We start from the raw sequence: 12,181 nt of genomic DNA, 5'->3' as shown, positions 1-12,181 counted from the left end.
CTTTCCATCGTGGGAAGGTCAAGCCCCCCCGCCAGGCGGGCGCAAGGGACGCAGCGGGCGCAGCTGGTAGCGCATGTCGGTGCGCTCGGCCGGCGCAGGCTCATCGAGCATGAAACTGTCCAGCCCAAGGCGCGTCCGCTCGCTCCCGCCCAGCTGTACCGGCCGCGCCTCTCCGGCCCGCAGCACCAGTGCGACCGTGTACACCAGCGTGGGCACGCCGAACAGGCACAGCATCTTTTCGAGCGCGACCGCGCCTGTCCGGCCGGGCAGGAAGCGCTCGTAGGCCGCGCGGTCCAGCGGGCCGATCCGAACCCGCACGTGCAGGTCGGGCCGCCAGCTGCGCGCCCCGGCCACGGCGGTGTCGCCCAGCGCCGCATTGGCCAGGCCAAGGCAGGTCTGCTCGCCTGGCGCCATCACGTCCCAGTAGTCGGCCATTTCCTCGACCGCGAGCGGCACGCCGAGGTAACTCGACAGGATGCGCGCCAGCACCCTGGATGACAGCGGCCGCTGCTGGATCAGCCCGGCGTAGTACGCCACCGCGTCGTCGCACAGCCCGTCCGTGTTCTGCAGCGCGCTGCCGGGGTAAAAGCCCGCCAGCGCTAGCAGCAGGGGCTCGAAGCCGTCGCGCCCGTCCGCAACCGCATGCTCGACCCGGTATTTGCGCCAGCTTTCATAGAACAACGCGAGCATGCGGTTCGACAGCAGGTCGAGGAAGGCGCGCGGCGCCTCGTCCTGCTGGCCCGACTGCCACGCCACGACCCGTTCGGTGAAGTGCGCGGGCAAGGCGCCGTGCGTGCCCAGCATGCCCATGAAGGTAGGCGTGATGTGCAACTGGCCGCCGGACTCGTCCTCCCCGCGCAGCAGCGCCACCGTTTCGATTTCACTTGCCGGAAAGCCGAGCGACACGCTGTTCCGAAAACGCAGGTGGCGTTCGAGCGCCTGCCCAGCCGGCACACCCTGCTGCGCAAACCAAAGAAGCGCCAGCCGCACCGCCTGGAAAAAGCCGAATTGCTCCGGCTCGCGCAGCAGGCGCTCGATCACGCTCTCGTGTTCTCGGCCGTGCGCGGCGGGCATGCGACGATTTCCTGTCCGGTCTGTTCCGACACCAGAGTGAGCTGGGTGAAGCAGTTGAGCTGCGCATTGAGCGCGAAGAATCTGTCCATCACCTGCGCGAACACGTACAGACTGCTGCCGACGAAGGCTTCCTCGTCCACCGTCATGCGGACCGCGATGCCCGGCATGAGCGTGGACGCGGGCAAGGTCTTCACCCACGCCCGCACCGCGCCGTGCTCCAGCCCGACGATGCCGTTGACCTGCCGCTGCGAGATCGGCGTGCGCACCAGGTCGTACAGCGCGAGCATCTTCTGGAAGTCGCCCAACCCGGCATTGGTGAGCTGCGCGTGGTTGAGCGCCAGGTGCGTGACCAGCCGCCAGTGCGCCCCGTTCCCGCTGGCGAAGCGGTAGCTCGGCGTGGGCCGGCGCAGCATACGGATCGGATAGGCGCCGGCCAGCCCGTCGGCGCGCAAATCGCCTTCCGGATGGCCGTAGCGCAGCTGCGATGGCAGGTCGCGGTTGGTGCAGGTCAGTTCGGTGGACAGCGTGGCGCCGGCGGCGGCGGTCGGGCTGAATTCGGCGTCGATGAGCGAGATGCGCAGCTCGTGGCCCGGGCTGACCGCCGCAGTGGCGTCGTCGCGCCGGGTCAGCCAGTAGTTGCGGGACGCGTTGTGTGCCGTGTCGTGGCGCACCGCATACAGCGGGCTGAAGTCCGTCACGCGGCCACCGCCGGCGCCCTCGCGCACCAGGCGCACCTGGTCCACGCTGTAGATTTCGTATGCGCCCGCGTGCGCCACGTCCGCGACCAGCGCGTAGTCCGCGCTCGTGTGCGACAGCTGGACCGGCACGCCCGCCTTGTCGAACAGGTTGATGACCGGAGTGCAGCCGGGCAGCAGGTTCTTATGCGCCAGCGGCGCGAGCAGCCGCGCGCCCACCGAGTCGGCAGGCACGCCGGACAGCGCCAAATGCAGCGTGAAGCGCTGGCAGCGGGCCGGCAGCAACGGCAGCAGCTCGGCAAGCTGCAGGTCGATGAAGTGGAATTTCTCGGGATAGACGAAGTACTCGGCGAGCAGCCGGAACGCCGGGTGCGAGCGCGCCGGCAACGGGATCATCGCGTCGTCATCGGCAAAGCCGGCAAGGCGCAGCGGCACGCGCTCGAGCCGGGCCCAGCTCGCGCCCGGCTCGCTCTGCAGGTACGCGCAAGCGGTGCGCATGAACAGCGCATCGATGAGCGCCGCGCGCAGCGAGGGCTCGCCATCCACGAACAGGCGCAGCGTACCGGCGCAATCGGGCGTCATGTGCGACGCCGGATTGGTGCAGGCGAACGTCATGCTGATGCACCCACTGACGCCGCGCGGCAGGCGCAGTGAGCGCGGTGCGTTCACCATCGACGAAAACCCGGCCTGCACCACCGCCAGCGCGCCCGGCGTGACGTCGTACACCGTGCGGAACTGGCAGATGGTGTGCTCGACCGCGCTCGCGCGCAATGCCGTGCCGCGGGGCAGCGTAGCCAGCTGCCCTGCCTCGCCCGCGGACACCTGCGCGACCGAATACGAAGGCATCGGCCGCAGATAGTGCGGGTACAGGCTTTCCAGCAGCGCCTCGGTGAACTTGGGGTAGTCGTCGTCCAGCCGCTTCCTGATGCGCGCACTGAGCAGCGCCACCGACTGGATCAGCCGCGCGACGCTCGGGTCTTCGTAGTTGTCGCCGGCAAGGTGCAGGTCGCTGGCTGGCTTGGGAAAGCGGTTGCGAAACTCACGGGCATACTGGCCGAACAGGCCCAGCTCCTCTTCAAAATAGCGCAAAAGCTCGTCCATCGGCCGCCCCGCCCCAGATTGCTGATGACCAAGTCCGATGCTCCCACGCCGCCCCGCCCTCCACGTTGACCGCTGTCAATTTGCCTGTTATCGGCCGTAGCGTGGGCGGGTCTGCCGCCCACGCGTTCACCCTACGGCCGCACACCCGCGACGCCCGGCTCCAGTCCGCCGGTCACCGCTGGCTCGTGCACCTCGCGCTGGAACGCCGCCTTGTACAGCACCCCGGCCAGCGCCCCGCCGATGAGTGGGGCCACCCAGAACATCCACAGCTGCATCACTGCCCAGCCGCCCACGAACAGCGCCGGCCCGGTGCTGCGCGCCGGGTTGACCGACGTATTCGTGACCGGGATGCTGATCAGGTGAACCAGCGTGAGCGCCAGCCCCACCGCAATGCCGGCGAACCCGACCGGCGCCCGCGCATGTGTCGCGCCCAGGATCACCAGCACGAACATGAAAGTCATCACCACCTCGCACAGGAACGCCGACTCCAGCGAATAGCCGCCAGGCGAGTGCGCCGCGTAGCCGTTGGCCGCCAGCCCCGACGCCTGCAGGTCGAAGCCCGGCTGCCCGCTCGCGATCAGGTACACGATGCCGGCCGCGGCCACCGCGCCCACCACCTGCACCACGATGTAGGGCGCCAGCTGCTTGCCCGGAAAACGGCCGCCCGCCCACAGCCCGACCGACACCGCCGGGTTGAAGTGCCCGCCCGAGATGGGACCGAGCGCGTACACGCCGGTCAGCACGGTCAGGCCGAACGCCAGCGCCACGCCGGCAAGGCCGATGCCGACCTCGGGAAATCTGGCAGCCAGCACGGCGCTGCCGCAGCCCCCGAGGACAAGCCAGAAGGTGCCGATGAATTCGGCCAGCAGTTTGATGAACATTGCGTCCTCCCCAACAGGTATGCCAACGACAACCAGACACCGATTGTCGGTGTCAGGCCCGAAGGCGTCGATTGGACGTTGGTCCTAGCGCGCCCTGGCGCTGGCCGCCTGCACCGCTGCGAGCAGCTCGCGGTCGTCCACCGGCTTGGTCAGGTAGGCGAAGGCGCCGGCGGCCATGCAGGTCTCGCGCGCCTCGCGCTCGTCGCGCGCGCTGATGACGATGGCAGGCACCCCGGCCTGCCGGAACAGCGGCCCGGCCTGCACATCCAGGCCCGACATGCCGGGCATCTGCAGGTCCAGGATCAGGCAGGCGAAACGCTCGCGCCCCAGCGCGTCGAGGAAGTCGGCGCCGCTGGCGTAGGTCAGCGCCTGGTAGCCGGCGGCGCGCAGCAACCGGGCCAGCGCCTTGCGCACCGGGGCCTCGTCGTCAACCACCGCCACCTTGACTGCATGGATGTCCATTGCGGTCTTATAAGGGACGGGAACGCAAATGGCGATTGCACGTTGGTCCAATCGCTCCCCGCAGCGGGCCCGCCTTCAGTGCTGGCGCCGCCCAGGCCTGTCGTGGCCGTCCACCACCGCGCCCACTTCCAGCTCGAAGGTCTTGCGCACCAGGTCCGCCAGCGAGGATGCCCCCATCTTGACCATCGCGCGCGCACGGTGCACCTTGATCGTCTTTTCGGCCACGCCCAGGTCGGCCGCAATCTGCTTGTTCATGCGCCCGTCCACCACCTGCTGCATCACCTCGTGTTCGCGCGGGGTGAGCAAGGCCATGCGGCCACGGATTTGCTGCAGTTCGTCGGATACGCGGCGCCGCTCCTCGTCGCGCGCGATGGCGCCATGGACCGCACGCAGCAACTCGTCGTCGTCGCACGGCTTGGTCAGGAAATCGACGGCGCCGGCCTTCATCGCTTGCACGCTGTCGGCCACGTCGCCAAAGCCGGTCATGAACACGACCGGACGCTCGCAGCCGGAAGCCAGCAGCGCCTGCTGCAGCGCCAGTCCGCCCAGGTCCGGCAGCCGCATGTCGAGCACGATGCAGCCGGCCAGCGCGGGGTCGTGCTGCGCCAGGAACTCGCCGGCCGACTGAAAGGCGCGTACCGCCAGCCCATCCGATTGCAGCAGCCGCCCCAGCGACTTGAGCACGCCCGGGTCGTCGTCCACCAGGTACACGGTTTTTTCGTCACTCATGTTTGTCCCCAAAATAGACGGGCAGGCTGATGCAAAACGCACAGCCGCCCTGCGCCAGGTTTCTGGCCTCGATCGTCCCGCCATGCTGGCTGATGATCGCGCGGCAGATCGACAGGCCGAAACCGAGCCCTTCGGTCTTCGTGGTAAAGAAGGGATCGAACACCTTGCCGATCATGTCCGGCGCGATGCCGGGGCCGCAGTCGGACACCGTCAGCGCCACCTGCCCGTCCGCCCGCAGCGCGTTGGCGATGCAGATGCGGCGCCGTTCGGGCGGAGCCAGGCGCATGGCGTCGCAGGCGTTCACCACCAGGTTCAGCAGCACCTGCTGCAGCTGGATGCGGTCGCCCCGCACCATCAGCGGCGGCCCGGCCGCGAACTCCACGGCGACATTGCGCTCAACCAGATTGCCGTGGGTGAGTTGGAGCGTGTCGCGCACCAGGTCCGCAACGGCAAGCGGCTTCTTCACCGTCTCTTCCTTCTTGAACAGTGCGCGCAGCCGGCGGATCACTTCGCCGGCGCGCTTGTCCTCTTCCACGATGTCGTCCAGGATGTCGTGGATCTCGCCCATGTCCGGGCACGGCTGCGACAGGAAGCGCCGGCCGGCCTGCGCGTTGGCCAGAATCGCGGCCAGCGGCTGGTTCAGTTCGTGCGCCAGCGCACCGGACAGCTCGCCCAGCACCACCACGCGGCTCAGGTGGGTCAGCTGCTCGCGCTGCCGCCGCAGTTCGGCCTCGGCCCGCCGCTGCTCCGTCACATCGCGCATGATCGCCAGGAAGCAGCACTCGTTGCCCGCGCCGATCGAGACCCCGGACATCAGCACCTGCAGCTCGCGCCCCTGGCGGTCGCGCATGCGCAGCTCAAGATCGCGGGTGGCGCCCTGTCCGCCAAAGCAGGCCAGCACCTTTGCGCTGTCGTCGGGGCCGGCGTACAGGCCAAGCTGGCCCGGACTGCGGCCGATCACCTCGTCGCGGCCATAGCCGAACAGTTGCTGCCAGCGGTCGTTCACGTCCACCAGGGGGCCGTCGGCCGAAGCGCCAAGCGCCATCGCGTCCGGGCCCAGCCGGAACAGGTTCGAAAAGCGCAAGGCCGCGGCGCGCTCGGCTTCCAGCGCCTTCCTGCGTGCAGCGATCTCGGAGCGCAGCACCTCGTTGGCGCGCCGCAGTTCCACCGTGCGCTGGGCGACGCATTGTTCGACCTCGGCGCGGGCGCGGCGCTCGCGCGCCAGCCGCTCGGCACGCCTGCGTTCGGACGCCAGCGCAATGCCCAGCTTTTCCTGTTCCTGCCTGAGCGAAGCCAGCGTGCCGCGTCGCTCCTGGGTGAGCGCGGTCAGCAGCAGCATCGGCACCGCAACCGCGTCCAGGAACAGGGGCAGGGGCAGTGGCGCGCCGCCCATCGCATCGCTGGCGAAGGGCCCGCTGCCCGCCGCCGTCGACGCGACGACCAGCGCGGCGAACACGAACATGGCAAGGCCAGCGCCCAGGGAGCCAAAGCGCAGCGCGACCCAAAACAGCAGCGGCAGCGGCGCGTAGCCGAGCAGCGCCGACAGGTGGGCCGGCGCCCCCTTGCTGACAAACGCGCAGCCGCCGAGCACCGCGATCGCAATGGCTGCCAGGCCCGCCTCGAACTGGCGTTGCGGCCGGTCCTGCAGCAGCCGCGCAAGCGCGCCGCTGCGCAGGCCCATGGCCGGCGGCACGATGGCCAGCACCGCCGCCGCGCCGCCGAACACGCGCGCGCTCCACGCCTGCCAGAACGACGGCGGGCCGATGCCGGTCGCGGACAGCATGGCCGCCTCAGGCAGCGCGGCCAACGCTGGCGCCGCGAACGCGCACCAACACGCGAACACCAGCACGTGGTGCAGCAGGTCGAACCGCGGCGGCCCACGCAGCAGCCACAGCGCTCCCGCCGCACCGAGGACGGCGACACTGGCGTCCCCGCTGAACCAGGCCAGGGCCAGCGGCAGGCCGTGGTGCCATTGCACGAGCAGCGACACCGGCAGTGCCGCGAGCAGGATGCTGAACCAGGCGCGTGCCGGGTTGAGCAGCATCGCCGCCATCAGGACCGCGCCGCCCGGCCGGAACTGTGGCAGCGGCACGGCCGCATTCACCAGCATCGAGGCGAGCTGCGCGGCCACCCAGTAGCATGCGGCACTCCACAGCGCTGGCGTCCAGCTGCGCAGGGAAGCCTTGCCGATCGCGCCCTTTGGCTGGGCGGAACTGAACTCCATGAAACCTTCCTTCGGCCTGCCCTGCCCGGGCAGCGCCTCAAACGGGATGCTTGTCACCTGCGGCAATACGACACGAACCTGGCCGTGGTGTCGGTCGCACGAATCTGCGTCGATTCTAGGCGGCTGCCGACGGGCGATCAGCCGAACGCTTGCACGCTTTGAGCTCCCGCAAAGGGGATGCGCGCTCAGCCAACAGAAGCGGGAACCATCTGGCGCGTTTATGATCACGGCAGCGGCCGTCCTGGATGCGGGCCGTCGAAACGGCAAAGTGGCCGAAGGTCCAATATCCAGCGTGCTTCGCCTCGCCTATTCTGCAGGCAGTCCCTGACGGGTTCTTAACTTGTTACGCTGCGAGGTCATGATGCCCACATTGTTTGCACGCACATCGGTGCTGCTGCTGGCCTGGGTCGCGCTGCTGGTTGCAGGCTGCAAGTCCACGCCCACGCAAGAAGACACCCACGCGCGGGTGGATGACGCGGAGAAGACGCTGGCGGACTTCATGCGCGATCCGCAGATGAGCTGGCTGCAAACCCACGTCCATGAAGCCAAGGCGGTCATGGTGAGCCCGGCAATCTATCAGGCCGGCTTTGTGGTCGGCGGATCGGGCGGCCCGCTGCTGGTGATCGCGCGCAGCCGCACCGGCAGCGGCTGGAACGGCCCGGCTTTCTACCACATGGGCTCCGGCAGCCTGGGCCTGCAGGCCGGCGCGCAAAAGGCGGAGATGGTGGCGCTGGTGATGACGGACAAGGCGCTCAATTCACTGCTGTCCACCTCGTTCAAGTTCGGCGGCGACGTCAGCATTGCGGCCGGCCCGGTTGGCGCGGGCGCCGCGGCGCCGATCACGTCGGATATCGTCACCTTCACCCGCACCAAGGGCCTGTACGGCGGGATCAACCTGGACGGCACCGTCATCACGATCGACGACGGGCGCAACCACGCCTTCTACGGGCGCACGGTGACGCCGGTGGACATCCTGATCGAGCACAGCGTGACTAACCCGTACGGCCGCAAGCTGGGCGACGTTGCCTCGGCCGGGGTACATGCGCCACCGGTCAAGTAACGCAGCTTGCATGCGTGGGCAGCGCCACTGCCCGCGCCGGCTCACTTTGCAATCATGCGTGCGATGAACCTGGCCAGCCGGTCCGGCCCCGCGCCATTCAACGCATGAAAAAGCCTGGCCCGAATGCCAACTGGCCAGTGCACCTTGCCCAGGCTGCCGCGGTAATGGGCCGCCTTCCAGATCACGTTCGCCACGTCCTCGGGCGTGAGCCGCACGCCGAGGCGCCGGATGCTAGCCGCATTCATGTCCTTGACCATGGCGGTCTGCACAAACAGCGGCATCACGTCCATCACGCGAATGCCCTGGTCCTGCCATTCGATGTTCAGCGCCTCGGTCAGCCCGCGCACGGCAAACTTGGTGGCCGAATAGGTCGCCAGCGCCGCCTGGCCATAGATCGCGGCGGAGGAAGACAAATTGACCAGCCGCGCGCCGGGTGTCCTGGCCAGGAACGGCCGCGCGCAATGGCAGCCATGGATCACGCCCTTGATGTTCACGTCCACCAGCGCATCGTGCCGCGCCAGCGCGTTCGACTCGAAGGGCCCCGAGATCAGGATGCCCGCGTTATTGACCAGCAGGTCCAGCCGCCCGGTCTTATCGAAGAAGGCGCCAAGCGCGGCGTTCCATTCCTCCGCACGGGTCACGTCCAGCCTGAATCGCATGACCGAGGAGCCCAATTCCTGCGCAAGCTGTGCCAGCGCGGGCGCGTCGATGTCCGCAATGCCGACAAACCAGCCGCGCTGGCTGAACAGGCGCGCCGTCGCGCGGCCGATGCCCGCTGCCGCGCCGGTGATGAACACGCACTGGCGATCCAAGCTCATTGCTGCCCTCCGATTGCACGCATCCCATCACGTTCGGGCACGCGCGCCACGCAGTCGCGCGCGAAGTCGGCCATCCTGCCCAGCGCGGCGACCGCGGACTGGAGATAGAAGGCCGACAGATGGAACACGTGCCAGCGGCCGGCATGCACTTCGAGCCGGCACGGCACACCGCAGGCCGCCGCGTGTTCGGCCAGCCGGGTCGAGTCCGACAGCAGGATCTCCTGGTCGCCAACTTGCACCAGCATCGGCGGCAGCCCGCGCAGGTCGGCCTCGAGCGGATGGTGCGGCATGGCCGAACGCGGGCAGGCGTACCAGCCGAGCGCCTGTTCGAGCCAGCCCTGGCGCACCATTGGATCCTCGGCACGCTTGAGGATCAGTGAACTGCCGCTCGCGGACGGGTCGGTGAGCGGCGAGACCAGCACCAGCGCGGCCGGCATCGCTTCGCCGCGCGCCTTGAGCGTGAGCGCCAGCGCCAGCGCGAGCGCGCCGCCCGCGGAGTCCCCGCCGATCACGATCCGGCTCGCAGCCAGTCCTTGCGCGATCATCGCGTCGTAGCAGGCCAGCGCGTCGTCCAGCCCGGCGGGATACGGGTGCTCGGGCGCCAGCCGATAGTCCGGCACCCAGACGGGCATGCGCGCCTGACGCGCCAGCCGCGTGCTCACGCTGCGGTGGGTGCCGGGTGTGCCGAGGCAAAAAGCGCCGCCGTGCAGGTACAGCATGGCGCCCGCGCCCGCCGCCCCATGTGGCGTCACGACCTGGACGGGGACCGTGCCGACGATGCGGCGCAGGCGCGCCACGCCTGGCACGCCGGGCATCAGCGGCGACAGCAGCGCAACGGCCAGGCGCTGCCAACGCGCGCTCCACGGCGGCCCCACCAGCGGCCGGAAACAGGCGCGCAGCAGCAGCCGCACCATGCCCGCGTTCAGCCGTTCGACCCAGCCCTGCGGCGGCATGATGAGCGCCCTGTCCGCACTGCCTTCGAGCGGCCGGCTGAAACTGTAGGCCTGCAGCCCGGAGCGTTTTGCAAGCCAGCGATACGACAGCGTAAAGCCCGGCCAGTTGGTGCTGTTGTGCCCTGCCGCGTCCACATACCAGCTGCGGCAGCCGGCCCATACCGACTTCGCCAGGCGCCGCTGGATGCCGGCATTGAAATCGCTGTACCGCGCGCGTTCGACTTCGATCGCCTGCGCGCCCGCGCGTTCGGCGGCATCGAGGCAACGCATCACATGCGCGATCTGGCTCTCGAGCATATGCAGGATTGAGTTGTGCCCCAGGTTCGTGTTCGGACCATAGAGCATGAAGAAGTTCGGAAAGCCCGGCACCGTCATGCCGAGGTAGGCGCTGGCGCCGTCCTTCCACGCGTCGTGCAGGTTCAGGCCACCGCGCCCCGTGACACGCATCGGCGCCAGGAACTCGGTCGCGGCAAAACCGGTGCCATAGACGATCGCGTCGGCTGCATGGTGGCGTCCGTCCACGGTCTCGATCCCGTCTGGCGTAATGCGCCTGATCGACTCGCTGACCAGTGCCACGTTCGGCCTGGCCATCGCGGCCAGATAGTCGTTCGACAGCAGGATGCGCTTGCAGCCGATCGGGTAATCCGGCGCCAGCCTTGCGCGCAGCGCCGCATCGGGCACCTGGCGCGCCAGCAACCGGCGAAACGGCAGGCCCACCGCCAGCGACAGCAAGGGCTTCATGCGCGTGAACGCGAGCGCCCTGGATTCGTACTTGAGATAGATGGCGGCGCGATGCAGGCGCATGGTCCACGGCAGGCGCCGGAACATCGCCTGCTCCCAGCCACGATAGGCGCGGTCCCCGCGCGGGATGATGTAGGCGGCGGACCGCTGGAACACCGTGAGCTGGCCGACCTTGTCCGCAATCGCAGGCACGAACTGGATGGCCGACGCGCCGGTGCCGATCACCGCCACCCGCTTGCCCTCCAGCGCAACCCCGTGATCCCAGCGGGCGGAATGGAAGGCGGGGCCCGCGAAACGCTCGATCCCCTCGATCCGCGGCACGACGGGCCGGCTTAGCTGGCCGGTGGCGGTGACGAGAATGCTGGCGCGCAGGCGCGTGCCGTCGGCCAGCGTGACGCACCACAGCGCCAGCGCCTCGTCATAGTCGGCCTGGCGCACCTCCGCCCCAAGCCGCAGGTGCGGGCGCAGGCCATACTTATCGGTGCAGCGCTGCAGGTAGCGGTGAATTTCGGGTTGGGTCGCGAATACGCGCGACCAGTCGGGATTGGGCTCGAACGAGAACGAATACAGGTGCGAGGGAACATCGCAGGCCGCGCCAGGGTAGGCGTTGTCGCGCCAGACGCCGCCCACATCCTGCGACTTTTCCAACATGACGAAGCTGTCCAGCCCCGCCTTTTTCAGCGCGATCGCCATGCCGATGCCGCCAAAGCCGGCGCCGACGATGATGGCCTTGAACGTGACCGGCAAAGAACTGGTTGCAGACATCGGACCACCTTCCAATGAAGTAAGCGGGGCGACAACAACCAATCATAACCGCAAAACTTACTGTTTTGTCTATGTCGCGCTTTGATCGCCCTGAACCGCCGGCAGGTAGACCGACTTGAATTCTTCCGGCATGCGGCTGACCCGGCCGGTGCCCAGCTGGATGCAGACCAGGTCCCAGCAGCCGCGCAGCACGGTCGCGCCATCGGCCACACGCACGACCTGGAACCGGCGCTGCATGCGCGTCTTGCCATCGCTGGCGACAAGCCAGGTGCCGATCAGGAGGGCTTCGCCGCCGAACGTGGGCAGCAGGTAGTCGTACTCGCTGCGGCGGATCGCCATGGCGCGATCGAGCCGGCGATAATCGGCCAGACACAGGCCAAGCGCCTCGGAATGCGCCCACGCCGCCTGCTCGCACCACTTCACATAGACCGCGTTGTTCGTGTGGTTCAGGCCATCGATATCGGCGGCCGTTGCGGCCACGGCGCAGGTGTGCGGATTGGGATAGTCCCAGTTCAAATGCAGCTCCTTCGATACTTGAATGCGGGCCGGCCAGCGGCTCCGCTCGAAGGATAAGCGCGAATGCCTCGCATCGCAAATGTGCCCGAGAATGTGGCATGCAGATGTCCCACTGGCTCACATTTTAATGTATGGTATTGACGCACCGATAACCATTTATCG

10 protein-coding genes are annotated in these 12,181 nt (G+C 68.5%); 1 reads left to right on the top strand and 9 read right to left on the bottom strand.

Annotated features, from left to right (window positions below):
* Positions 1–18: 18 nt before the first annotated feature.
* The 6 genes from tssG to NX773_RS15240 all read right to left on the bottom strand — a co-directional run bounded on the left by tssG (position 19) and on the right by NX773_RS15240 (position 7,166).
* Positions 19–1,074: a type VI secretion system baseplate subunit TssG gene (gene tssG, locus NX773_RS15265; protein ID WP_258857183.1), complete on the bottom strand. Its 1,056-nt coding sequence runs from the start codon at positions 1,072–1,074 to the stop codon at positions 19–21.
* Positions 1,038–2,870 (bottom strand): type VI secretion system baseplate subunit TssF, encoded by a 1,833-nt coding sequence (tssF, locus tag NX773_RS15260; RefSeq protein ID WP_258857182.1) that lies wholly within the window; start codon positions 2,868–2,870, stop codon positions 1,038–1,040. Before tssF ends, tssG begins: the two co-directional genes overlap by 37 nt.
* A 131-nt stretch (positions 2,871–3,001) precedes the next feature.
* Positions 3,002–3,751 carry an aquaporin Z gene (gene aqpZ / locus NX773_RS15255; RefSeq protein ID WP_258857181.1) on the bottom strand — a complete coding sequence of 250 codons (750 nt, stop codon included), beginning with the start codon at positions 3,749–3,751 and terminating at the stop codon, positions 3,002–3,004.
* Between the two features lie 84 nt (positions 3,752–3,835).
* Positions 3,836–4,213 (bottom strand): response regulator transcription factor, encoded by a 378-nt coding sequence (locus tag NX773_RS15250; RefSeq protein ID WP_258857180.1) that lies wholly within the window; start codon positions 4,211–4,213, stop codon positions 3,836–3,838.
* 75 nt (positions 4,214–4,288) lie between these two features.
* A complete protein-coding gene (locus NX773_RS15245) occupies positions 4,289–4,942 on the bottom strand; it encodes a response regulator transcription factor (RefSeq protein ID WP_258857179.1) in 654 nt (217 codons plus the stop codon).
* Positions 4,935–7,166, bottom strand: coding sequence for a sensor histidine kinase (locus NX773_RS15240; protein ID WP_258857178.1), 2,232 nt, complete (start codon positions 7,164–7,166; stop codon positions 4,935–4,937). Before NX773_RS15240 ends, NX773_RS15245 begins: the two co-directional genes overlap by 8 nt.
* Before the next feature lie 370 nt (positions 7,167–7,536).
* Here NX773_RS15240 and NX773_RS15235 point away from each other — a divergent pair, with 370 nt between their 5' ends.
* Complete coding sequence (locus tag NX773_RS15235; RefSeq protein ID WP_258857177.1) at positions 7,537–8,226, top strand: lipid-binding SYLF domain-containing protein; 690 nt, start codon at positions 7,537–7,539, stop codon at positions 8,224–8,226.
* A gap of 41 nt (positions 8,227–8,267) precedes the next feature.
* On the opposite strand, the gene NX773_RS15230 is transcribed toward NX773_RS15235, so the two are convergent.
* The 3 genes from NX773_RS15230 to NX773_RS15220 all read right to left on the bottom strand — a co-directional run bounded on the left by NX773_RS15230 (position 8,268) and on the right by NX773_RS15220 (position 12,019).
* The gene (locus NX773_RS15230; protein WP_258857176.1) at positions 8,268–9,044 is read right to left on the bottom strand and encodes an SDR family oxidoreductase; all 777 of its coding nucleotides are present in this window, start codon (positions 9,042–9,044) and stop codon (positions 8,268–8,270) included.
* Complete coding sequence (locus tag NX773_RS15225; protein WP_258857175.1) at positions 9,041–11,503, bottom strand: flavin-containing monooxygenase; 2,463 nt, start codon at positions 11,501–11,503, stop codon at positions 9,041–9,043. Before NX773_RS15225 ends, NX773_RS15230 begins: the two co-directional genes overlap by 4 nt.
* A 69-nt stretch (positions 11,504–11,572) precedes the next feature.
* Positions 11,573–12,019, bottom strand: a complete 447-nt coding sequence (locus NX773_RS15220; protein WP_258857174.1) for an acyl-CoA thioesterase — start codon at positions 12,017–12,019, stop codon at positions 11,573–11,575.
* Positions 12,020–12,181: the final 162 nt, after the last annotated feature.

The organism is Massilia solisilvae, from assembly GCF_024753215.1.
In the GTDB taxonomy this organism is placed as follows: domain Bacteria; phylum Pseudomonadota; class Gammaproteobacteria; order Burkholderiales; family Burkholderiaceae_D; genus Telluria; species Telluria solisilvae.
Note: the sequence above shows the minus strand (reverse complement) of the source record. Positions and strands in the feature narration are given on the sequence as shown.

Bases quoted from the DNA above. Each gene is read 5' to 3' on its own strand.
- tssF (WP_258857182.1), bottom strand. From the start codon at position 2,870: ATGGACGAGCTTTTGCGCTATTTTGAAGAGGAGCTGGGCCTGTTCGGC.
- NX773_RS15240 (WP_258857178.1), bottom strand. From the start codon at position 7,166: ATGGAGTTCAGTTCCGCCCAGCCAAAGGGCGCGATCGGCAAGGCTTCC.
- NX773_RS15250 (WP_258857180.1), bottom strand. From the start codon at position 4,213: ATGGACATCCATGCAGTCAAGGTGGCGGTGGTTGACGACGAGGCCCCG.
- NX773_RS15225 (WP_258857175.1), bottom strand. From the start codon at position 11,503: ATGTCTGCAACCAGTTCTTTGCCGGTCACGTTCAAGGCCATCATCGTC.
- NX773_RS15245 (WP_258857179.1), bottom strand. From the start codon at position 4,942: ATGAGTGACGAAAAAACCGTGTACCTGGTGGACGACGACCCGGGCGTG.
- aqpZ (WP_258857181.1), bottom strand. From the start codon at position 3,751: ATGTTCATCAAACTGCTGGCCGAATTCATCGGCACCTTCTGGCTTGTC.
- tssG (WP_258857183.1), bottom strand. From the start codon at position 1,074: ATGCCCGCCGCGCACGGCCGAGAACACGAGAGCGTGATCGAGCGCCTG.
- NX773_RS15230 (WP_258857176.1), bottom strand. From the start codon at position 9,044: ATGAGCTTGGATCGCCAGTGCGTGTTCATCACCGGCGCGGCAGCGGGC.